Origin of the sequence: Streptomyces sp. CB03238 (assembly GCF_002099185.1) — a bacterium.
GTDB lineage: Bacteria > Actinomycetota > Actinomycetes > Streptomycetales > Streptomycetaceae > Streptomyces.
Map to the genome: position 1 here is coordinate 61,489 of NZ_NBCN01000028.1, position 22,196 is coordinate 83,684.

The following is a 22,196-nucleotide window of genomic DNA, read 5'->3' on the forward strand; positions in this document are numbered from 1 at the left end:
GCGGGTTCGTTGGGGAGTCCAATGGTTTCCGCGTACGCTGTCGGGCATGGCCGACACCCCGCCCGCACCCGCCCGCATCACCGCGCTCCCCAGCTGGCTCCTCGGCCGCGCCGCCACTCGCGGTCGCGCGCTGGTGGCCGCCGCCCTCGCCGAGGAGGGCATGAAGATGTGGCACCACGCCGTGCTCGCCGCCGTCGCCGAACGTGGCCCCGTCGCCCAGGCCGAACTCGGCCGCAGCCTTGCCATCGACCCCAAGGACATGGTCGGCATCCTCAATGACCTCCAGGCCGGCGGCCTGGTCACCCGCACCCCCGACCCCGCCGACCGTCGCAAGAACGCCATCACCGTCACCGCCGACGGCAGCCGCCGCCTCCGCCGCTGCCAGGCCGCCGCCGACCGCGCCAACGACGAACTCCTCGCCGCCCTCGACCCCGCCGAACGCGACCGGTTCGTGGCCCTGCTGAAGCGGATCGCGCACCCCACCGCCCTGGGATGATCACCCAGGTCGATACCGTGAGGTCATGCCCTCATCCGACGCCCTGGACGCCGCCCGGTGAACCGCACCTGGATACGCCCCGGCGCCACCCGCCCCTGCTCCCTGGTCGTCTGCCGCGGCTGCTGCTGCGGCGACGCCCGCAAACGCCCCGGTACCGACCACGCCGGCCAGCTGGCCCGGCTGCGCGAGGCCGCGGCGGCGTCCGGCGGGCGGCTCGCCGTCCGCACCAGCGACTGCCTCGGGCCGTGCGGCCAGGCCAACGTCATGGTCGTCCAGCCGTCGACGGAGGCCCGGCGGCGCGGGGCCCGGGCCGCGTGGATCGGCTGGGCGCTCGACGACGACTGCCTCGACGACATCCTGGCGTGGGTCGAGGCGGGCGGGCCGGGCGTCGCGGAGCCCCCGGAGACGCTCACACTCCAGATGATCGACCCGCCGAAGAAGTAACGGCACGGAAAATGGGGCGCGGGAAAGGGCACGGAACGGCCGGCGCAGGGGGCCGGGGGCGCACCCCGCCGGCCGGCCCTCCCCCTATGCCCTGGGGGCGTGGGGGGGACCCCCACGTGCACCGGGCGGGGCCGGGCGTCAGCCCTGGGAGGCCGCGGCCGTCAGGGCGATCCGGTCCTCACCCGCGTACACGTTCATGTTCCGGCCGCGCAGGAAACCGACCAGCGTCAGGCCCGTCTCGGCGGCCAGGTCCACGGCGAGCGACGACGGCGCCGACACCGCCGCCAGCACCGGGATCCCCGCCATCACCGCCTTCTGCGCCAGCTCGAACGACGCCCGCCCCGACACCAGCAGGATCGCCCGGTCCAGCGGCAGCAAATCCTCCCGCAGCGCCCGGCCGACCAGCTTGTCCACCGCGTTGTGCCGGCCGACGTCCTCCCGTACGTCCAGCAGCTCGCCGTCCTCCGAGAACAGCGCGGCCGCGTGCAGGCCCCCGGTCCGGGCGAAGACCCGCTGCGCCGCCCGCAGCCGGTCGGGGAGCACGGCGAGCAGCTCCGGCTCGACGCGGACCGGGGGATTGTCGGCGATCGGGAAACGGGCGGTGGTGCGTACGGCGTCGAGGCTCGCCTTCCCGCACAGGCCGCACGACGACGTGGTGTAGACGTTCCGCTCCAGCGTGATGTCCGGGACGGCCACGCCGGGCGCGAGCTGCACGTCCACCACGTTGTACGTGTTCGTCCCGTCGTCCTTGGCCCCGGCGCAGTACACGATGTTCCGTACGTCGTCGGCGGCCCCCAGCACGCCCTCGCTGACGAGGAAACCGGCCGCCAGCGCGAAGTCGTCACCCGGCGTACGCATGGTGATGGCGAGCGGCTTGCCATTGAGCCGGATCTCCAGTGGCTCCTCGGCGACGAGGGTGTCCGGACGGGTCGAGACGGCTCCGTCCCGGATGCGGATGACGCGGCGGCGCTCGGTGACCCGTCCCATGCTGATCAGTCCCGCTTCCGAAGGTTCTGTACGTGCTGGTAGCCGAAACGGCCCTTGATGCAGAGGTTGCCGTGGGTCACCGGGCTGTCGTGCGGCGAGGTGACCTTGACGATCTCATTGTCCTGCACGTGCAGGGTGAGGTCGCAGCCGACTCCGCGGCACGCGCAGACCGTCGTCTCGGTCTGCCGCGACTCGTCCCACGTACCGGCCGCCCGCATGGCGAACTCGGTGCGGAAGCCGAGCGCGCCCGTCGGGCACACCTCGATGCAGTTGCCGCAGTACACGCACGCGGGGTCGGTGAGCGGGGCGTCCTGCTCGACGGCGATCCGCGCGTCGAAGCCGCGCCCCACGACCGAGACGGCGAAGGTGTTCTGCCACTGCTCGCCGCACGCGTCGACGCACTTGCAGCACAGGATGCACTTGTCGGAGTCGCGGACGTACAGGTCGTTGTCGATCCTCGGGGCCTCGTTGAGGCGGGCCGCGTCCGGGCCGAAACGGTCCGGCTTCAGGGTCCATGGCTCGACGAGCTCCGGGTACTCCTCGAAGCCGGTCGTCGCCCGTTCGACGAACGCCCGGTTGCGCAGGCCCGCGTGGATGATCGCGCGCCCGGCGGCGTGGGCGAGCGGGATGTCGGTGCCGACGTCGAGCCCGAGCCACAGCCACCGGCCCGCATGGCCTCGCTGAACCGCACGCACCGCTCGGACACCGACCGGTCCGGCTCGCCGATCGAGAACCGGGTGCCTTCCAGGTGCTGGACGACACCGGGGGAGTCGGGCCCGACAAGGGTCGGGGAGCGGCGGCGTCGACGCGGCGTGCGGGGGTTTTCCCCAGGCCCGGGTCCACCGATCGATGGACGGCAGGTTCAACCTGACGCCTCTGCCGGCCAACCGGCCTGGTCGACAAGGCTTTTGGGCATGAACTCACTCACTGTGCGCACGGCACGCTGGAGCGCGCGGCACCCCTGGCGGGCAATCGTCGGATGGCTTGCGTTCGTGGTGCTGTGCCTGGTGGCAGGCGGAGCCGTCGGCCCCAACAGCGCCAAGACGGCGGACTACCGCGTCGGCGAGGCGGGCCGGGCGGAGGCCATGGCGGCCGAGGGGCAGCTGGAACGCAGGTCCACCGAGCAGGTGCTGATCTCCGCCCGGTCGGGCACGCTCGACGAGCGGGCCGCCGAAGCGGCGGCGCGGGACCTCACGGCCCGGATGACGTCACTGCCCGAAGTGGCGGGCGTGGCCGCGCCGCTGTGGTCGGGCGACGGCCGGATCCTCATGGTGGAGGTGGCGCTGAAGGGCGAGGAACGGGATGCCAAGGACAAGGTCGACGCGCTCCTCGCACAGACCGCGGCCGTCCAGGAGTCCCACCCCTGGCTGCTGCTGGAGGAGACCGGATCCCCCTCCATCAGCAGGGGAGTCGACCAGCAGCGCGGTGAGGACCTGGCACTGTCCGAGAAGATCACGCTTCCCGTCACGCTCGTCACACTGCTGGTCGTCTTCGGCTCGGTCGTCATGGCCCTGGTGCCGCTGCTGCTGGCGCTGTCGTCGATCGCGGCGGCGATCGGCCTGTCGATGGTCGTCTCGCACGTCTCGCCCGACGCCGGGGTCAGCACGAACGTCATTCTGATGATCGGTCTCGCGGTCGGCGTCGACTACACCCTCTTCTACCTCAAGCGGGAGCGCGAGGAACGGGCCCGCGGCGGCGGCCGGCTGAGCACCGAGGCGCTGGTGGAGCTGGCGGCGGCCACCTCGGGCCGGGCGGTGGTGGTGTCGGGGCTGGCGGTCGTCGCCTCCACCGCCACGCTGTACCTCGCCTCCGACGTGATCTTCTCCTCGCTCGCCACCGGCACCATCGTGGTCGTCCTGGTCGCCGTGGCCAGCTCCCTGACCGCGCTGCCCGCACTGCTGGCCGCGCTCGGCAAGCGGGCGGAACGCACGGCACGGCGCCGGGTGGAGCGCGGCAGGCCGGCCCGGCGGAGCCGGAGCCAGGGCGGCGGCCGGATCTGGACGGCGCTGCTGCGACCCGCCACCCGGCACCCCCTCGGCACGCTCTGCGTCTCCGTCCTCGCCCTGCTCGCTCTCGTCCTTCCGCTGGCCGGGCTGAACATCACGGAGATGAGCCGGGACACGCACTCCCGGGATATTCCCGCGATGCGGGTGTACGACCGCCTCAACGAGGCGTTCCCCGAGCAGCGGGTCACGCACGACGTCGTCGTACGCGCCGACGCCTCGCGCAGCCAAGAGGTCGCGGGGGCGCTCCGGCGGCTGGCGCAACTCACCGACCGCGACCCGCTGTTCGCGGACGGCTCGCCGGTCAGGACGTCGGCGGACCACCGGATCAGCGTCCTGCGGCTGAAGGTGCCGCATCTGGGCAACTCCCCTCAGGCGTACGAGTCCCTCGACCACCTGCGCCACGACCACCTGCCCGCCACCGTCGGCCGGCTCGCCGGCGTGGAGTACGGCGTCAGCGGTGACGTCGCCCGCTACGCCGACTATCCGGCCCACCAGAACGGCAAACTCCCCCTCGTTCTCGCGGCGTTGCTGCTGGTGACGTTCGCCATGACCGTGTACGCCTTCCGTTCGGTGGTGCTCGGTCTGATCGGTGTCGTACTGAACCTGCTGTCCGCCGCGGCCGCACTCGGGCTGCTCGTCCTGGTCTTCCAGGGCACCTGGGCCGAGGGGCTGCTGGACTTCCACTCCACCGGCTCCATCGGATCGCGCGTACCGCTCTTCCTCTTCGTGATCCTTTTCGGGCTCTCCATGGACTACCAGGTGTTCGTGGTCAGCCGGATCAGGGAGGCCGCTCTCGCCGGCGTCCCCACGCGGCAGGCGGTCCTCGACGGGATCCGCACGTCGGCGAGCGTGGTCACCAGTGCCGCGGTCGTGATGACGACCGTCTTCGTGAGCTTCGTCTTCCTGCACATCATCGAGATGAAGCAGATCGGTTTCGTCCTCGCGGCGGCCGTGCTGCTCGACGCCTTCGTCGTCCGGATCATGATCCTGCCGTCGGCCCTGCTCCTGCTCGGCGAGGCGACCTGGTGGCCGTCACGTCCGGCGCGACGTGCCCGGGCCGTGCCGGGTCCGACGGCCCCTGCCACACCGGTGGTTGACGTACGTTGATCGCTATGACCGCTCTCGCCGGGCCCACCGCCGACGCCTTCTGGGCCGTTTCGCTGCGCCGCTGGAACGCGGTGTGCTGGGTGCTGTTCGCGGCGATGGCCGTCGGGCTCGCCGCGATGGACCGGCCCGGCGGGAGCAGGTACGGGGCGCTGGCGCTCCTCGGCTGCGTGGCGCTCTGCTACGCGCTCCTCGACCGCTTCCCCGGCCACCCCCTCGTACGGCCGCACGTCTACCTCTCCGTGCTGGTGCTGGCGCTCGGTGGCCTCGCGTATCTGCGCAGCAGCTACGCGGCACTGTTCATGGTGACGCTGCCGCACTACTGGATGTTCGGCCGGACGCCCAGGGCCTCCATGGGGTTCCTGGGGCTGGCGACCGCCGCGACCCTGGCGGGCAGCTGGTACCGGCAGGGCTGGTCACCGGAGTTCTTCGGCGAGACCGTGGTGTCCACACTGATCGTCGTGGCCGTGGGGGTCCTGATCGGGCTGTGGGCCCACGCGGTGGTCGCTCAGAGCACCGAACGGGCCCGGCTGATCGTTGAGCTGGAGCGCGCCCAGGCGGAGTTGTCCGAGGCGCACCAGCGTCAGGGGGCGGCGGACGAACGGGAGCGGATGGCCCGGGACATCCACGACACCCTCGCGCAGGGCTTCGCGTCCATCGTCGTGCTCGCGGAGGCCGCCCGGGCGGGGCTCGGCTCCGATCCGGCGCGCAGCGGCCGGCAACTGCGCTCGATCGAGTCGACGGCCCGCGAGAACCTCGCCGAGGCACGGGAGCTGGTGGCGTCGGCACAGCAGCACGGCGGGACGGCGGCCGGCTCCGTCGCGCGGACGCTGCGCCGCATCCTCGACCGCTTCGCGGAGGACACGGGGCTGACAGTGGCCGCCGACCTGACGGACGTCGGGTGCGACCAGCAGACCCGGATCGCGCTGCTGCGCTGCACCCAGGAGTCCCTGGCCAACGTCCGCAAACACGCGCACGCCTCCACCGTCGGGGTCGTCCTGGCCCGCCGGCCGTACGGGGTGGAGCTGGAGGTCACCGACGACGGCACCGGTTTCGTCCCGGAGGAGTCGACGGGCTTCGGACTCGACGGCATGCGCAAACGCCTGGCGGAACTGGGCGGCCGGCTGACGGTCACCAGTTCGGTCGGCGACGGCACCCGGGTCCTGGCGGTGATCCCGCTGGAGACGCCCGAGGACGGTGGCGTGCAACGCGACAAGGGGAGCGGGGGGACAGGATGACCGGCGGACCGATCCGGGTGATCGTCGTCGACGACCACACCGTGATGCGGGCGGGCGTGATCGCCCTGCTCGCCGCTGAGGACGGCATCGACGTCATCGGGGAGGCAGGGGACGGCAGGGCCGCCCTCGCCCTCGTCGAGCGGTGCGACCCCGACGTCGCGCTGGTGGACCTGCGGATGCCGGTGCTCGACGGAGTGGGGACGACCGCCGAGATCGTCGCCCGGTACCCGCGTACCCGGGTCCTGATCCTGACGACGTACGACACCGACCAGGACATCGAGCGCGGAGTGGAGGCCGGAGCCATTGGCTACCTCCTGAAGGACACCACCCGCGAACAGCTCGCCGACGCGATCCGCTCGGCCGCACGCGGCGAGACCGTCCTGGCGCCCCGCGTGGCCGAGAAGCTGATCGCGCGGATGAGGCGCCCGGCCCAGGAGCCGCTCACCGCCCGTGAGACCGACGTCCTCGACGCCGTCGCCGACGGCCTGACCAACGCCGAGATCGGCAAGCGCCTGGTCATCGCCGAGGCCACCGTGAAGACCCACCTCCTGCGCCTGTTCGCCAAGCTCGACGTGAACGACCGGACGCGGGCGGTGGTGGTGGCGCTGGAGAGGGGACTGCTGCGGAGGCCCTGAGCGCTGACACGGGTTTTCGCTGGGAGGGGCGGCGAAGAGGGCTGATGTTGCGGAGTCTCCAAGAGGCGGGCGCAAATCCTGTCGGTTCACCCGACCGGTTACTCGTCAGTCGCTGGCGAGACTGGGGAGCTCCCGCACGTCACACGAAGCATGTCGCACACCACTTCGCACGCCATTTCGCACACTCGCACACCAAGGGGGTCCCGAGCATGACGGGCACTCGTATCGCCGCGCTCGGGCACTACCAGCCCGCCAAGGTCCTGACGAACGCCGACCTGACCGCGCTGGTCGACACCAGCGACGAGTGGATCACCAGCCGGGTCGGCATCAGGACCCGGCATGTCGCGGGCCCCGACGAGACGGTCGACGAGATGGCCGCCCACGCGGGCGCCAAGGCGCTGGCCGCCGCCGGGCTCACCCCCGCCGACGTCGACCTGGTGCTGGTGGCCACCTCCACGGCGATCGACCGCTCCCCGAACACCGCCGCCCGGGTCGCCGCCCGGCTGGGCATGGGGTCGCCCGCCACCCTGGACCTCAACGTCGTGTGCGCCGGCTTCACCCATGCGCTGGCCACCGCCGACCACGCCATACGGGCGGGTTCGGCGACCCGCGCGCTGGTGATCGGCGCCGACAAGATGACCGAGGTCACCGACTGGACCGACCGCACCACCTGCGTCCTGGTCGGTGACGGCGCGGGCGCGGCGGTCGTCGAGGCCGCCCCTGGAGCCGAGGCGGGCATCGGTCCGGTGCTGTGGGGCTCCGTCCCGGAGATGGGCCACGCCGTCCGCATCGAGGGCACCCCGCCGCGCTTCGCCCAGGAGGGCCAGGCGGTCTACCGCTGGGCCACCACGCAGCTGCCGCCCATCGCCCGCAGGGTGTGCGAGCGGGCGGGCATCGCGCCCGAGGAGCTGGCGGCGGTCGTGCTGCACCAGGCCAACCTGCGGATCATCGAGCCGGTCGCGCAGAAGATCGGCGCGGTCAACGCGGTGATCGCCCGGGATGTCACCGAGTCCGGCAACACCTCGGCCGCCTCCATCCCGATGGCGCTCAGCAAGCTGGTCGAGCGCGGCGAGGTCGCCTCCGGTGCGTCCGCCCTGCTCTTCGGCTTCGGCGGGAACCTCTCGTACGCCGGTCAGGTCGTCCGCGTACCGTGAAGCCGGCGCGCGGTCTGTGACCCACGTCTCTCCCGGCGCCCGGCCAGCACCTCGTCGAGAGCGAGCTCGCCGGCCACCTCGGGCTCTCCCGCCAGCCGGTGCGCGAGGCGTTGCAGCGGCTCAACACGGAGGGGCGGGTCGATCTGCGCCCGGCGCAGGGGGCGTTCGTCCACGAGCCGACGGAGGAGGAGGCGGACCAGCTGCTCTCGGTCCGTACGCTCCTGGAGGCCGAGGCCGCGCGGCTGGCCGCCGCCAACTCCGGCACCGCCGGCATCGCCGCCCTGGAGGAGCTGTGCACGCGGGGCGAGCAGGCGGTGGCGGACGACGACGTGGACGGGGCGGTGGCGACGAACGCCGCGTTCCACGCCAAGGTGATGGAGCTCGCCGGCAACGTCGTCCTCGCCGAGCTGGCCGCCCAGGTGGACCGCCGGGTGCGCTGGTACTACACGCCGGTCGCCCGGCAGCGCGGCAAGCAGCCCTGGATCGAGCACCGGGAACTGATCGCCGCGATCGCCGCCCGCGACGAACAGCGCGCCACCGACGTCATGCGCGCCCACACCGCACACACCCGCACCACCTACCACCACCGCGACACGGCCTGACCGTGCCGGTCAGTCCTCCGCTCCCTTGACCACGACGAGACGGAAGGCCGCGCCGTACGCGCCCACCCCTTGGCCCCTTCGCTGTCCGGCGACGGGAGGCAGTCGGGGGGACCCTCAGGGCTTTGTCCTGGCTGTGGAGAAAGTTGGCACGGATTCGCGCGCAACTTCTTCCCCCTGCGGGAAAGCGCTGCTACGTTCCCCCTCGAAAGCAGCACACCAAGGCCGAACACGACGGCGGGGAGGGGCGCGTGAGACGTATGACGGCTCGACCCGCCAACGCGCACCAGGCACGACTGCTGCGGCTGCTGCGCGACGGCGGGCCCAACTCCCGTGCGCAGCTGGGCGACCAGATCGACCTGTCCCGGTCCAAGCTGGCCGTCGAGGTGGACCGGCTCCTGGAGACCGGGCTCGTGGTGGCGGACGGGCTCGCCGCCTCGCGCGGGGGGCGGCGGTCGCACAACATACGGCTCGCGCCCGGACTCCGCTTTCTCGGCGTCGACATCGGCGCCACATCGATCGACGTGGCCGTCACCAACGCCGAGCTCGAGGTCCTGGGCCACCTCAACCACCCCATGGACGTACGCGAGGGCCCGGTCGCCGTGTTCGAGCAGGTGCTCGCCATGGCGGCCAAGCTCAAGGCGTCCGGCCTCGCCGAAGGCTTCGACGGTGCCGGGATCGGCGTACCCGGGCCGGTCCGCTTCCCCGAGGGCGTACCGGTCGCGCCGCCGATCATGCCCGGCTGGGACGGCTTCCCCGTCCGGGAGGCGCTCAGCCAGGAGCTGGGCTGCCCGGTCATGGTCGACAACGACGTGAACCTGATGGCGATGGGGGAGCAGCACGCGGGCGTCGCGCGCTCCGTGGGCGACTACCTCTGCGTCAAGATCGGTACGGGTATCGGCTGCGGCATCGTCGTCGGCGGCGACGTCTACCGGGGTACGACGGGCAGCGCCGGCGACATCGGCCACATCCAGGTCGTACCCGAAGGCCGTGCCTGCGCGTGCGGCAACCGGGGCTGCCTGGAGGCCCACTTCAGCGGCGCCGCGCTCGCCCGCGATGCCGAGGACGCGGCGCGCGCCGGCCAGTCCGAGGAGCTCACCCGCCGCCTGGAGGCGGCCGGGAGGCTCACCGCCGTGGACGTCGCCGCCGCTGCGGCCGCCGGTGACGCCACCTCGCTCGCCCTGATCCGCGAGGGCGGCGACCGCGTCGGCCAGGTCATCGCGGGGCTCGTCAGCTTCTTCAACCCGGGCCTGGTGGTGATCGGCGGCGGGGTGACCGGCCTCGGCCACAACCTGCTCGCCGCCGTCCGCACCCAGGTCTACCGCACGTCCCTGCCGCTGGCCACCGGCAACCTCCCCATCGTCCTGGGGGAGCTGGGCGCGATCGCCGGAGTCATCGGCGCCGCCCGGCTCATCAGCGACCACCTGTTCTCCCCGGCCTGATCCCTCACCGGCCGGACCGCAGCACCTCTTACCGCATACCTGGTACCTCGCCCTGCCCGCTCACCGGCACCGCACCCGCCCGCCGAGGGGATTCGTCATGGCAACACCAGAACCACCCCTGCTCACCATGTCCGGCATCACCAAGTCGTTCCCCGGCGTCCGCGCCCTCGACGGCGTCGACCTGGAGGTCCGGCCCGGCGAAGTCCACTGCCTCCTCGGCCAGAACGGCGCCGGGAAGTCCACCCTCATCAAGGTCCTCGCCGGCGCCCACCAGCCCGACGACGGCACCATCACCTGGCGCGGCGAACGGGTCACGCTCAAGTCGCCCATCGCCGCCATGCGCCTCGGCATCGCCACCATCTACCAGGAACTGGACCTGGTGGAAGGCCTGTCGGTCGCCGAGAACGTCTTCCTCGGCCACGAGCCCACCACCGCCGGCTTCGTCGTACGCGGCCGGAGCGCCCGCACCACCACCGCCGCCCTGCTGCGCCGCCTCGGCCACCCGGAGATCGATCCCGCCCGGCCGGTCGGCGACCTGTCCGCCGCCCAGCAGCAGATCGTCTCCATGGCCCGCGCGCTCTCCCACGACGTACGCCTCATCGTCATGGACGAGCCGTCCGCCGCCCTCGACCCCGACGAGACCGCCAACCTCTTCCGGATCGTCGCCGACCTGACCGCCGACGGGGTCGCCGTCGTCTACATCTCCCACCGCCTGGAGGAGATCCGCCGCATCGGCGACCGCGTGACCGTACTGAAGGACGGGCGGGCCGTCGCCGGGGGACTGCCCGCCAAGGACACACCGACACGCGACATCGTTGCCATGATGACCGGCCGGAATGTCGAGTACGTCTTCCCCGAGCGCCCTGCCCGGCCGATCGGCGACGCCCCCGTACTGAAGGTCGAAGGCCTCACGCGGGAGGGCGAGTTCGCGCCGGTCGACCTCGAACTGCGGCCCGGTGAGATCGTCGGCCTCGCCGGACTCGTCGGCTCCGGACGCTCCGAGATCCTGGAGACCATCTACGGAGCCCGCCGCCCCACCGCCGGACGCGTCCTCGTCGACGGCCGACCCCTGCGCCCCGGCAGCGTCCGCGCCGCCATCCGCGCCGGACTCGGCCTCGCCCCCGAGGAACGCAAGGCACAGGGCCTGCTGATGCTCGAATCCGTGGCCCGCAACGTCTCCGTGTCGTCCCTGGCCCGCTTCTCGCGCGCCGGCTGGCTCGACCGTACGGCGGAGCGCGCCGCCGCCCGCACCGCGACCCGCGAACTGTCGCTGCGCCCCGACAACCCCGACGCCCGTATCCGCACCCTCTCCGGCGGCAACCAGCAAAAGGCCGTCCTCGCCCGCTGGCTGCTGCGCGGCTGCCGCGTCCTCCTCCTCGACGAGCCGACCCGCGGCGTCGACGTCGGCGCCCGCGCCGAGCTGTACGCCGTGATCCGCCGCCTCGCAGACGACGGGCTCGCCGTCCTGCTCGTCTCCAGCGAGGTCCCCGAAGTGCTGGGTCTCGCCGACCGGGTGCTGGTGCTCCGCGAGGGCCACGTCGTCCACACGGCGCCCGCCCGGGAGCTCGACGAGCACCGCGTACTCGACCTTGTGATGGAAGGGAGCCCTACGTCATGACGCAGCCCGCGCCGCCCGCGCCCGTCACGACCGCCGAACCACCCGTCGGCAAAGCCGGTGGCCGTCCGCCCCTGGGGCTGCGGGCCGATGTCCGCAACCTCTCCCTGCTGGGTGTCCTCGCCGTGCTGATCGCGGTCGGCGGCATCACCAAGCCCGACCAGTTCCTCGACACCAACAATCTCCAACTCGTCCTCACCCAGGCGTCCGTCATCGGTGTCGTGACCGTCGGCATGACGTTCGTCATCACCAGCGGCGGCATCGACCTGTCGGTCGGCGCGATCGTCGCCCTGGCGTCCGTGTGGGCGACCACCGTCGCCACCCAGGAGTACGGCTTCGCCGGCATCCTCTTCACGGCCGTCGTCGTCGGCTTGGGCTGCGGCCTGGTGAACGGTGTGCTCATCGCGTACGGCGGGATGGTCCCCTTCATCGCGACGCTGGCCATGCTCGCCTCGGCGCGCGGCCTCGCCCTCCAGATCACCGACGGCAAGACCCAGATCGTCACCGTCCAGTCGGTCCTCGACCTCGGCGTCCCCGACGCGTACATCCTCGGCATACCGCCGCTGGTCCTGGTCTTCGCCGCCGTCACCGTCATCGGCTGGCTGCTGCTGAACCGCACCACCTTCGGGCGCCGCACCGTCGCCGTCGGCGGCAACGCGGAGGCCGCGCGGCTCGCCGGGATCGACGTACGCCGCCAGCGCCTCTACCTCTACCTGCTGTCCGGGCTGTGCTGCGGCATCGCGGCCTTCCTGCTGATCGTCCTGGCGGGCTCCGGCCAGAACACCAACGGCAACCTGTACGAACTCGACGCGATCGCCGCCGCGATCATCGGCGGCACGCTGCTCAGCGGCGGACGCGGCACCATCGTCGGCTCCGTACTCGGCGTCCTCGTCTTCACCACGATCACCAACATCTTCGCCCTGAACAACCTCCAGAGCGACGTCCAGCAGATCGCCAAGGGCGCGATCATCGTCGCCGCCGTCCTCGTCCAGCGCCGCACCGCACGCGGCTCCGGCGAGGCCTGACGCCCTCGTTTGCGTTCCCCGCCTGTGTGTCCCGACCGGAAGGGTTCCCCCGCCATGCCAGAAACCAGCCGCAGAGGCCTGTTGTTCGGCACCGCCGCCGTCTCCGCCGGCGCCCTGCTGACCGCCTGCACCAGCAACGAACCCAAGAACTCCACCCCCGCCACCAACAACGTCCCGGCCGCCGACGACAAGCCCGGCACTCCCGTGACCATCGGCTTCGCCGGCCCGCAGGCCGACCACGGCTGGCTCAACGCCATCAACGTCAACGCCAAGCAACGGGCGGAGAAGTACTCGGAGGTGACCCTGGAGATCACCGAGGGATCGAACGACACCGCCGTCCAGATCGGCCAGATCCAAACCTTGATCAACAAGAAGGTCGACGTGCTGGTGATCCTTCCGGCCGACGGCAAGGCCCTCACCCAGGTCGGGCTCCAGGCCATGAAGGCCGGCATCCCGGTGATCAACCTCGACCGGATCTTCGCCTCCCCGCAGGCGTACCGCTGCTGGATCGGCGGCGACAACTACGGCATGGGCCTCAACGCCGGCCGCTACATCGGTGAGCGGCTCAAGGACAAACCCAACGCGAAGGTCGTCGAACTGGCGGGCATGGACAACCTGGAGCTCACCAAGCAGCGCACCCAGGGCTTCGACGACGCGCTGAAGAACTACCCCAACATCAAGAAGGTGGCCCGCCAGGCCGCCGAGTTCACCGTCGAGTCCGGCCAGGCGAAGATGGCGCAGCTCCTCCAGGCACAGGGGACGTTCGACGCGCTGTGGAACCACGACGACGACCAGGGCGTGGGCGCGCTGCGGGCCATTCAGCAGGCCGGCCGCAGCGAATTCCTGATGGTGGGCGGGGCGGGCGCCAAGTCGGCGATGGATGCCATCAAGGCCGACAACAGCGTGCTCAAGGCGACCGTGCTCTACCCGCCGACCATGGCGGCCACCGCCATCGACCTGGCCCGGGCGCTGGGCCAGAAGAAGGGCGTAAGCGGCATGTCGGAGCTGGAGATCCCGGCGTCGATCACCCTGTACTCCGCCGTGGTGACCAAGGAGAACGTCGACGAGTACCTGCCGACGGGCTTCAGCTGACGCGGCTCTGCCCGCCCCCACCGAGCAACCGACGAGGAGGAACCCGTATGGCGCAGCAGGAACGGACCATCGGCGAACGGACCATCGACGAACGGACGATCGGCATCGGCATGGTCGGGTACGCGTTCATGGGCGCCGCCCACTCACAGGGCTGGCGCACCGTCGGCCGCGTCTTCGACCTGCCGCTGCGGCCGGTGCTCGCCGCCGTCTGCGGACGCGACGCCGCCGCCGTGCGGGCGGCCGCGGACAGGCACGGCTGGGCCGCCGCCGAGACCGACTGGCGGGACCTCGTCGCGCGCGACGACGTGGACGTGGTGGACATCTGCACCCCGGGCGACAGCCATGCGGAGATCGCCATCGCCGCCCTGGAGGCGGGCAAGCACGTGCTGTGCGAGAAGCCCCTCGCCAACACGGTCGCCGAGGCGGAGGCCATGGTCGCGGCCGCCGAGCGGGCCCGGGCACGCGGCCGGGTCGCCATGGTCGGCTTCAACTACCGGCGCGTGCCCGCGATGACGTACGCGCGCGGCCTCATCGAGGAGGGGCGGCTGGGCGCGCTGCGCCACGTACGGGTGACGTACCTCCAGGACTGGCTCGTCGACCCGGACTTCCCGCTCACCTGGCGGCTTCAGCGCGCGCACGCGGGGTCGGGCGCGCTGGGGGACCTGGGCGCGCACATCGTGGACCTCGCGCAGTACCTGGCGGGGGAGCCGCTCGTGGGGGTGTCGGCGCTCACCGAGACCTTCGTACGCGAGCGGCCGCTGATCGCGGGGGCGTCGGCCGGGCTCGCGGGCGCGTCGGCCGGGCTCTCGGCGCCGGCGGAGCTGCCTGCGTCTGCGGGGCTCTCGGCATCTGCGGGGCTCTCGGCGTCGGGGGGCGCCGAGAGCGGGCCCGTGACGGTGGACGACGCGGCGGTGTTCACCGGGCGGCTGGCGTCGGGGGCGCTGGTGTCGTTCGAGGCGACGCGGATGGCGGCGGGCCGCAAGAACGCGCTGCGGCTGGAGATCAACGGGGAGCGCGGCTCGCTCGCCTTCGACCTGGAACGGCTGAACGAGCTGTCGTTCTACGACGGGAGCGACCCGGCGGAGTCGGCCGGCTTCCGGCGGATCCTCGTCACCGAGCCGGACCACCCCTACCTGGAGGCGTGGTGGCCGCCCGGCCACGCCCTCGGCTACGAGCACACCTTCGCCCACCAGGCGCGCGACCTGGTCCACGCCATCGCCTCCGGCACCGAGCCGGCGCCGTCCTTCGCGGACGGGCTGCGGGTGCAGCGCGTGCTGGCGGCCGTGGAGGAGAGCGCCGAGAAGAACGCCGTCTACACCCCCGTACCGCTGTAGGAGGTATGTGATGCCACGTCCCTTCACTCTCTTCACCGGCCAGTGGGCCGACCTGCCGCTGGAGGAGGTCTGCCGCCTCGCCCGTGACTTCGGCTACGACGGTCTCGAACTCGCTTGCTGGGGGGACCACTTCGAGGTCGACAAGGCGCTGGCCGATCCCTCGTACCTGGACGGGCGGCGGGCGCTGCTCGACAAGTACGGCCTGAAGTGCTGGGCGATCTCCAACCACCTGGTCGGCCAGGCCGTCTGCGACCATCCCATCGACGAGCGGCACCAGGCCATCGTGCCGGGGCGGATCTGGGGCGACGGCGACCCCGAGGGCGTACGGCAGCGGGCCGCCCGGGAGCTCGCGGACACCGCGCGGGCGGCCGCCGCCTTTGGCGTACACACGGTCATCGGGTTCACCGGGTCGTCCATCTGGCACCTGGTGGCCATGTTCCCGCCGGTGCCGGAGCGGATGATCGAGCGTGGGTACGAGGACTTCGCCGACCGGTGGAACCCGATCCTGGACGTGTTCGACGCGGAGGGCGTGCGGTTCGCCCACGAGGTCCACCCGAGCGAGATCGCGTACGACTACTGGACCACGCAGCGGGCCCTGGAGGCGGTGGACCGGCGCCCGGCCTTCGGGCTCAACTTCGACCCGAGCCACTTCGTGTGGCAGGACCTGGACCCGGTCGGGTTCCTGTACGACTTCCGCGACCGGATCTACCACGTGGACTGCAAGGAGGCGCGGCGGCGGCTCGACGGCCGCAACGGCCGGCTCGGCTCGCACCTGCCGTGGGGCGATCCGCGGCGCGGCTGGGACTTCGTGTCGGCCGGGCACGGGGACGTGCCGTGGGAGGACGTGTTCCGGATGCTGCGTTCGATCGGTTATGAGGGTCCGGTGTCGGTGGAGTGGGAGGACGCCGGGATGGACCGGCTGACCGGCGCTCCGGAAGCGCTTGCCACGCTGAAGCGGTACGACTTCGACCCGCCCGCCGCCTCGTTCGACGCCGCGTTCGGCGGCTCCGAGTAGGGGCATCGGGGCAGGTCGCCGGGCCGGTGGCGGTCGCCGCCACCGGACGGTCCGGCCTGCCCGCCCCGGCTTTGTCCAGTGCCGGGAAAAAGTGCGACTCCCGTCACGCACAAGGGCTTTCGGCGCAGGACCAACCCGGCTAACGTCCCTTCCGTGTACGGCCCTGAGGTGTACAGGACACGAGCACATCAGGGTGTGAACCCACTTCCGACCAACGACCAGCGTGACGGCGCACGCCGGTCCCCGGACAACCCGGTGCGGCTCCCGGCGGGGGTACTCCCCGCGGGGCCGCCCGATCGAGGCAACAGCCCGTACCCCGGCCTTCTCCGGAGGACACTCGTGCACAGAAAACGGCTCGGAGCACGCAACGCGCTCGCACTTCTGACCGGCGGCGTACTCGCCATGACGTCGTTCGCCCTCGGAGCCCCACCGGGCGCGGCGGCCGAGGAGCCGTCGCCCACGGTGGCCGAGGAGCAGTTCCAGCAGGTCACCCTCGCCAAGGGCGGCGAGGAGGTCGGCGAACCGATGTCGCTGGCCGTGCTGCCCGACCGCAGCGTGCTGCACACGTCGCGGAACGGCGAGCTGCGGCGTACCGACGCCGCCGGCAACACCCGCGTCATCGGCACCGTGCCGGTCTACTCCCACGACGAGGAGGGCCTCCAGGGCATCGCCCTGGACCCCGGCTTCGCGCAGAACCGGGCCGTCTTCCTCTACTACGCACCCCCGCTCGACACCCCGGCCGGGGACGCGCCGAACGACGGGACGGCCGCCGACTTCGCGAAGTACGACGGCGTCAACCGGCTCTCGCGGTTCGTGCTGAAGGCCGACGGCACCCTCGACAACGCCAGCGAGAAGAAGGTCATCGACATCCCCGCGACGCGCGGCATCTGCTGCCACGTCGGCGGCGACATCGACTTCGACGCGCAGGGCAACCTGTACCTGTCGACGGGCGACGACTCCAACCCCTTCGCCTCCGGCGGCTACACCCCCATCGACGAGCGGCCCACCCGCAACCCCGCCTACGACGCCCGCCGGACGTCCGGCAACACCAACGACCTGCGCGGCAAGATCCTGCGCATCAAGGTCGCCGACGACGGCTCGTACACGATCCCCGACGGCAACCTCTTCGCTCCCGGCACCGCCAAGACGCGGCCCGAGATCTACGCGATGGGCTTCCGCAACCCGTTCCGCTTCAGCGTCGACAAGAAGACCGGCGTGCTGTACGTCGGTGACTACGGGCCCGACGCGGGCGCGGCCGACCCCAAGCGCGGCCCGGCCGGACAGGTCGAGTTCGCCCGCGTGACCAGGCCGGGCAACTTCGGCTGGCCGTTCTGCACGGGCGACAACGACCCGTACGTCGACTACGACTTCGCCACCAAGACCTCCGGCGCGACCTTCGACTGCGCGGCGCCCAAGAACGACTCGCCGCACAACACGGGCCTGGCCGACCTGCCGCCGGCCGAGCCCGCGTGGATCCCGTACGACGGCGGGTCGCTGCCCGAGTTCGGTTCCGGTTCCGAGTCGCCGATGGGCGGGCCGGTGTACCGGTACGACGCCACCAACCCGTCGCCGGTGAAGTTCCCGGAGGCGTACGACGGGGACTTCTTCGCCGGCGAGTTCGGGCGGCGCTGGATCAAGCGCATCGAACACGGTGCTGACGGGGCCGTGCAGTCCATCAACCCGGTGCCGTGGACCGGCACCCAGGTGATGGACATGGCCTTCGGCCCGGACGGGGCGCTGTACGTCCTCGACTACGGCACCGCCTGGTTCGGCGGCGACGAGAACTCCGGCCTCTACCGGATCGAGAACGCCACCGGCGGCTTCTCTCCGGTCGCCGAGGCGTCCGCCGGCAAGACGTCCGGCAAGGCACCGCTGCGGGTCGCCTTCTCGTCGGCGGGCACGACGGACGCCGACGGGGACGCCCTGACGTACAGCTGGGACTTCGGCGACGGGGGCACCTCCACGGCCGCCAACCCCACGTACACGTACAGGAAGAACGGCACCTACACCGCGACCGTCACCGCGCGCGACCCCTCGGGCCGCACCGGCTCCGCCAGCGTCCACGTGGTCGTCGGCAACACCGCCCCCAAGGTGACCCTCGACCTGCCGGCCGAGGGCGCGCTGTTCAGCTTCGGCGACGAGATCCCGTTCAAGGTGACCGTCACCGACCCGGAGGACGGCACGATCGACTGCGCGAAGGTCAAGGTCACCTACATCCTCGGCCATGACAGCCACGGCCACCCGGTGACCTCGGCTCATGGGTGCTCGGGCACTATCAAGACGTCCGCGGACGGCGGCCACGACCCGAACGCCAACATCTTCGGGGTCTTCGACGCCGAGTACACGGACGGCGGGGGCGGCGGCCAGGCCGCGCTGACCGGCCACGACCAGGCGCAGCTCCAGCCGCGCCACCGGCAGGCCGAGCACTTCTCGTCGCAGTCCGGCATCCGTACGTACGACAAGGCCACCGCCAACGGCGGCAAGACGGTCGGCGACATCGACAACGGCGACTGGATCGCCTTCACGCCCTACAACCTGACCGGGTCGACGAAGCTGACCGCCCGGATCTCCTCGGGTGGCGCGGGCGGCTTCCTGGAGGTACGCACCGGGTCGGCGACCGGCACGCTGCTGGGGTCCGCCCCGGTGCCGGTGACGGGCGGCTGGGAGACCTTCCAGGACATCGACGTCCCGCTGCGGGCCGTACCGAAGCGGACGACCGAGCTGTTCCTGGTCTTCAAGGGCGGGGCGGGCGCCTTGTACGACGTCGACGACTTCGAGCTGTCGAACACGCCCGTCGACCGGACCGCCAAGCGGGTGCTGGTCTTCTCCAAGACGGCCGGCTTCCGGCACGACTCCATCCCGGCCGGCATCGCGGCCCTGAAGGAGCTGGGTGCTTCGAGCAACATCACGGTCGACGCGACGGAGACCGCGGCGCAGTTCACCACCAACAACCTGGCCCGGTACGACGCGGTCGTGTTCCTGTCGACGACCGGTGACGTGCTGAACGCCGAGCAGCAGAAGGCGTTCGAGAACTACGTCGCCACGGGCGGCGGCTACGTGGGTGTCCACGCGGCCGCCGACACCGAGTACGACTGGGAGTTCTACGGTGGCCTCGTCGGCGCCCACTTCGCCTCCCACCCGCACATCCAGCCCGCCACCGTACGCGTCGAGGACCACCGGCACCCGGCCACCTCCCACCTTCCGGCGGCCGGCTGGGAGCGCACGGACGAGTGGTACAACTACCGCACCAACCCGCGCGGTCAGGCCCGCATCCTCGCCACCCTCGACGAAAGCACCTACCAGGGCGGCACGATGAAGGGCGACCACCCGATCGCCTGGTGCCAGACATACGAGGGCGGGCGCGCCTTCTACACCGGAGGCGGCCACACGGCCGCGTCCTACGCCGAACCCGCGTTCCGGCAGCACCTGCTGGGTGGCCTCCGCTACGCCACCGGGCAGGTCCGCGCCGACTGCACGCCGAAGACCGGCTACCGCCCCCTCTTCAACGGCCACACCCTGGAGGGCTGGAAGCAGGCCGGACCGGGGAAGTTCACCGTCGTGGACGGTGAGCTGCGCACCGAGGGCGGTATGGGGATGCTCTGGTACCAGGCGAAGGAGCTCTCGTCGTACTCGCTGAGGCTGGACTGGAAGATGGCGGGCGACGACAACTCCGGTGTCTTCGTCGGGTTCCCGGCGTCCGACGACCCCTGGTCGGCCGTGAACAACGGCTACGAGATCCAGATCGACGCCACCGATGCCGCCGACCGCACGACCGGAGCCGTGTACGGCTTCAGATCGGCGGACATCAAGGCCCGTGACCAGGTCCTCCGTCCGCCGGGGCAGTGGAACAGCTACGAGATCAAGGTCCAAGGGGAACGCCTCCAGGTCTTCCTCAACGGGGTGAAGATCAACGACTTCGCCAACACCGACCCGGTCCGCAGCCTGAAGGACGGCTACATCGGCCTCCAGAACCACGGCGCCGACGACCAGGTGTCCTTCCGCAACATCCAGCTCAAGGAGCTGGACTAGAACCGGCGGCGGGCGGGGAGGCGCCGTACCCCCCGCCCGCCGTCTCCAACGCACCACACCCAGGGAGGCTGGCCATGTGTGCTGATCAACGTGTCGGGGTCTGGTTCGTCGGGGCGCGCGGCTCCGTCGCCACCACCGCCGTGGCGGGGTGCGCGGCGGTCGCCGCCGGGCTGCACCCGCCGACGGGCATGGTCACGGAAACCCCGCCGTTCGCCGCCTCCGGCCTCCCCTCCCTCTCCTCGCTCGTCTTCGGCGGGCACGACACGGCGGCGTGTCCGCTGCCCAAACGGGCGGAGGAGCTGACGGCGGCCGGCGTCCTCCCGCACGGCCTGCCCGCCGCCGTACGCGGCGAACTCGCCGCGGCGGACACGGAGATCCGCCCCGGCGGACCCGTCCCCGGTGACACACGCACCGACGAGGAACTCATCACGTCCTTCACCTCCGACATCACCGACTTCACGTGCCGCCACGGCCTCGCCCGTACGGTCGTGATCAACGTCGCCTCCACGGAACCCGCCCCGGGCCCGGACGACCCGCGCCTCGCGCCCAGCTCCCTCTACGCGGCCGCCGCACTGCGGGCCGGCTGCCCCTACGTCAACTTCACCCCCTCCACCGGGCTGCGCACCGCGGCCCTCTCCGACGCCGTCGCCGCCTGTGGACTTCCCCACGCCGGCCGCGACGGCAAGACAGGCCAGACGCTGCTCCGTTCCGTGCTCGCCCCGATGTTCGTGCAGCGCGCCCTGTCCGTACGGGCATGGTCCGGCACCAATCTCCTGGGCGGCGGGGACGGAGCGGCGCTGGCCGACCCGGCCGCGGCGGCCGCGAAGAACGCCGGCAAGGAACGCGTGCTGGCCGACACCCTCGGCGTGGTGCCGGAAGGGGACGTCCACATCGACGACGTCCCGTCCCTCGGCGACTGGAAGACCGCCTGGGACCACATCGCCTTCGACGGGTTCCTCGGCTCCCGTATGGTCCTCCAGACCATCTGGCAGGGCTGCGACTCGGCCCTCGCCGCACCCCTGGTCCTGGACCTGGCCCGCCTCCTCTCCCGCGCCCACGAAGCCGGCCTCTCCGGCGCCCTCCCCGAACTCGGCTTCTACTTCAAGGACCCCGACGGCGGCCCGGCGGCCCTCTCCGACCAATACGCCGCGCTCCTCTCCTTCGCCACCCGCCTCCGGGACGCCCGATGACCCCGCCCCCCGGCGCCGCCGCCCCGCTACCGTCCAGCACTCCCGACGGCCCCGCCACCCAGAACCCCTCGCAAGCCCCCGCCGCCGTGTCGTCCGCGGCGACCACGGACGACACCGCCCGAGCCGCCGACCCGGCCGGTCCGGCAGGCCGGCGCGCGGGTGGGGCGCGCCGGCAGCTGGGCGCCCTGGCGGCGCTCCTCCCGGCCGCCGCCACCGGCCTGCGCGCCGCGCTCACCGAAGCCCGGGCAGGCCGGTCCCCGAACCGCAGCCGCCGGACACAGGGGGAAGCCCTTCCGCTCACGGCTTCCGGTGGCCGCCCCGCCGCGTACACCCCGCCCGCCGAGCGCCCGCGAGGTACGCGGCGACGGGCCTGGGCGGAACTCCTGCGTGTCTCCGCCCTGTTCACGGTGCCGGGCGACGCGCTCGCGGGCGCGGCGGCCGTGGGTGTGCGCCCCAACCGGCGCACCGTGCTGGCCATCGGTTCCTCCCTCTGCCTGTACGAGGCGGGCATGGCGCTCAACGACTGGGCCGACCGTGACGAGGACGCCGTCGACCGCCCGCACCGCCCCATCCCGTCGGGGCGCATCGCGCCGCCCGCCGCCCTGGCCGCCTCGGCGGCCCTGACGGCCACGGGCCTCGCGCTCGCCGCCCGCGCGGGCCGGGCGCCCCTGGCGGTGGCGACCGCCCTGGCCGCGACGGTCTGGGCATACGACCTCCGCCTGAAACACACCCGCGCGGCCCCCGCCGCCATGGCCACGGCCCGCGCGCTGGACCTCCTCCGCGGCGCCACC

At 72.2% G+C, this 22,196-nt stretch carries 16 protein-coding genes and 3 pseudogenes; 16 read left to right on the forward strand and 3 right to left on the reverse strand.

Annotation, left to right across the window (positions count from 1 at the left end; genetic code table 11):
* Positions 1-46: 46 nt before the first annotated feature.
* Positions 47-496 carry a MarR family winged helix-turn-helix transcriptional regulator gene (locus BKD26_RS33995; RefSeq protein WP_084906242.1) on the forward strand — a complete coding sequence of 150 codons (450 nt, stop codon included), beginning with the start codon at positions 47-49 and terminating at the stop codon, positions 494-496.
* Positions 497-553: 57 nt separating this feature from the next.
* Positions 554-940: a hypothetical protein gene (locus tag BKD26_RS34000; protein WP_084906244.1), complete on the forward strand. Its 387-nt coding sequence runs from the start codon at positions 554-556 to the stop codon at positions 938-940.
* A 138-nt stretch (positions 941-1,078) separates the two neighbouring features.
* Here BKD26_RS34000 and fdhD read toward each other — a convergent pair whose 3' ends face one another.
* From fdhD to BKD26_RS41765, 3 genes and pseudogenes are all read right to left on the reverse strand, one after another.
* Positions 1,079-1,927: a formate dehydrogenase accessory sulfurtransferase FdhD gene (gene fdhD, locus BKD26_RS34005; protein WP_084906245.1), complete on the reverse strand. Its 849-nt coding sequence runs from the start codon at positions 1,925-1,927 to the stop codon at positions 1,079-1,081.
* 5 nt (positions 1,928-1,932) lie between these two features.
* Positions 1,933-2,433, reverse strand: a pseudogene (locus BKD26_RS41760) (4Fe-4S dicluster domain-containing protein); the annotation flags it as partial.
* Between the two features lie 152 nt (positions 2,434-2,585).
* Positions 2,586-2,699, reverse strand: a pseudogene (locus BKD26_RS41765) (oxidoreductase); the annotation flags it as partial.
* Positions 2,700-2,841: 142 nt separating this feature from the next.
* On the opposite strand from BKD26_RS41765, the gene BKD26_RS34015 reads away from it, so the two are divergent.
* The 14 genes and pseudogenes from BKD26_RS34015 to BKD26_RS34080 form a co-directional block, all read left to right on the forward strand.
* The gene (locus tag BKD26_RS34015) at positions 2,842-5,040 is read left to right on the forward strand and encodes an MMPL family transporter (protein WP_084906249.1); all 2,199 of its coding nucleotides are present in this window, start codon (positions 2,842-2,844) and stop codon (positions 5,038-5,040) included.
* Between the two features lie 5 nt (positions 5,041-5,045).
* On the forward strand, positions 5,046-6,275 hold the full coding sequence (locus tag BKD26_RS34020) for a sensor histidine kinase (protein ID WP_179166807.1): 1,230 nt from the start codon (positions 5,046-5,048) through the stop codon (positions 6,273-6,275).
* A complete protein-coding gene (locus BKD26_RS34025) occupies positions 6,272-6,910 on the forward strand; it encodes a response regulator transcription factor (protein ID WP_084906253.1) in 639 nt (212 codons plus the stop codon). The genes BKD26_RS34020 and BKD26_RS34025 overlap by 4 nt, the downstream gene beginning before the upstream one ends.
* Positions 6,911-7,119: 209 nt before the next feature.
* A complete protein-coding gene (locus tag BKD26_RS34030; protein ID WP_084906255.1) occupies positions 7,120-8,064 on the forward strand; it encodes a beta-ketoacyl-ACP synthase III in 945 nt (314 codons plus the stop codon).
* Between the two features lie 38 nt (positions 8,065-8,102).
* Positions 8,103-8,666: pseudogene (locus tag BKD26_RS34035) on the forward strand (GntR family transcriptional regulator); the annotation flags it as partial.
* A 257-nt stretch (positions 8,667-8,923) separates the two neighbouring features.
* On the forward strand, positions 8,924-10,105 hold the full coding sequence (locus BKD26_RS34040; protein ID WP_084906257.1) for an ROK family transcriptional regulator: 1,182 nt from the start codon (positions 8,924-8,926) through the stop codon (positions 10,103-10,105).
* Positions 10,106-10,202: 97 nt separating this feature from the next.
* Positions 10,203-11,723 carry a sugar ABC transporter ATP-binding protein gene (locus BKD26_RS34045; RefSeq protein WP_084906259.1) on the forward strand — a complete coding sequence of 507 codons (1,521 nt, stop codon included), beginning with the start codon at positions 10,203-10,205 and terminating at the stop codon, positions 11,721-11,723.
* Positions 11,720-12,745, forward strand: a complete 1,026-nt coding sequence (locus tag BKD26_RS34050; protein ID WP_084906261.1) for an ABC transporter permease — start codon at positions 11,720-11,722, stop codon at positions 12,743-12,745. Before BKD26_RS34045 ends, BKD26_RS34050 begins: the two co-directional genes overlap by 4 nt.
* A gap of 54 nt (positions 12,746-12,799) precedes the next feature.
* Entirely contained in the window at positions 12,800-13,837 is a 1,038-nt protein-coding gene (locus BKD26_RS34055; protein ID WP_084906264.1) for a substrate-binding domain-containing protein, read from the forward strand.
* A gap of 47 nt (positions 13,838-13,884) precedes the next feature.
* Positions 13,885-15,171 carry a Gfo/Idh/MocA family oxidoreductase gene (locus tag BKD26_RS34060; protein ID WP_084906266.1) on the forward strand — a complete coding sequence of 429 codons (1,287 nt, stop codon included), beginning with the start codon at positions 13,885-13,887 and terminating at the stop codon, positions 15,169-15,171.
* A gap of 10 nt (positions 15,172-15,181) precedes the next feature.
* Positions 15,182-16,186 (forward strand): sugar phosphate isomerase/epimerase family protein, encoded by a 1,005-nt coding sequence (locus BKD26_RS34065; protein ID WP_084906267.1) that lies wholly within the window; start codon positions 15,182-15,184, stop codon positions 16,184-16,186.
* A gap of 339 nt (positions 16,187-16,525) precedes the next feature.
* A complete protein-coding gene (locus tag BKD26_RS34070; RefSeq protein ID WP_084906269.1) occupies positions 16,526-20,215 on the forward strand; it encodes a ThuA domain-containing protein in 3,690 nt (1,229 codons plus the stop codon).
* Between the two features lie 74 nt (positions 20,216-20,289).
* The gene (locus tag BKD26_RS34075) at positions 20,290-21,405 is read left to right on the forward strand and encodes an inositol-3-phosphate synthase (protein WP_084906271.1); all 1,116 of its coding nucleotides are present in this window, start codon (positions 20,290-20,292) and stop codon (positions 21,403-21,405) included.
* Positions 21,402-22,196: UbiA family prenyltransferase (locus BKD26_RS34080; RefSeq protein WP_241518977.1), on the forward strand; the 795-nt coding region annotated here is incomplete at its 3' end. The genes BKD26_RS34075 and BKD26_RS34080, both read left to right, overlap by 4 nt.

Bases quoted from the DNA above. Each gene is read 5' to 3' on its own strand.
- BKD26_RS33995 (WP_084906242.1), top strand. From the start codon at position 47: ATGGCCGACACCCCGCCCGCACCCGCCCGCATCACCGCGCTCCCCAGC.
- fdhD (WP_084906245.1), bottom strand. From the start codon at position 1,927: ATGGGACGGGTCACCGAGCGCCGCCGCGTCATCCGCATCCGGGACGGA.
- BKD26_RS34015 (WP_084906249.1), top strand. From the start codon at position 2,842: ATGAACTCACTCACTGTGCGCACGGCACGCTGGAGCGCGCGGCACCCC.
- BKD26_RS34020 (WP_179166807.1), top strand. From the start codon at position 5,046: ATGACCGCTCTCGCCGGGCCCACCGCCGACGCCTTCTGGGCCGTTTCG.
- BKD26_RS34025 (WP_084906253.1), top strand. From the start codon at position 6,272: ATGACCGGCGGACCGATCCGGGTGATCGTCGTCGACGACCACACCGTG.
- BKD26_RS34030 (WP_084906255.1), top strand. From the start codon at position 7,120: ATGACGGGCACTCGTATCGCCGCGCTCGGGCACTACCAGCCCGCCAAG.
- BKD26_RS34040 (WP_084906257.1), top strand. From the start codon at position 8,924: ATGACGGCTCGACCCGCCAACGCGCACCAGGCACGACTGCTGCGGCTG.
- BKD26_RS34045 (WP_084906259.1), top strand. From the start codon at position 10,203: ATGGCAACACCAGAACCACCCCTGCTCACCATGTCCGGCATCACCAAG.
- BKD26_RS34050 (WP_084906261.1), top strand. From the start codon at position 11,720: ATGACGCAGCCCGCGCCGCCCGCGCCCGTCACGACCGCCGAACCACCC.
- BKD26_RS34055 (WP_084906264.1), top strand. From the start codon at position 12,800: ATGCCAGAAACCAGCCGCAGAGGCCTGTTGTTCGGCACCGCCGCCGTC.
- BKD26_RS34060 (WP_084906266.1), top strand. From the start codon at position 13,885: ATGGCGCAGCAGGAACGGACCATCGGCGAACGGACCATCGACGAACGG.
- BKD26_RS34065 (WP_084906267.1), top strand. From the start codon at position 15,182: ATGCCACGTCCCTTCACTCTCTTCACCGGCCAGTGGGCCGACCTGCCG.
- BKD26_RS34075 (WP_084906271.1), top strand. From the start codon at position 20,290: ATGTGTGCTGATCAACGTGTCGGGGTCTGGTTCGTCGGGGCGCGCGGC.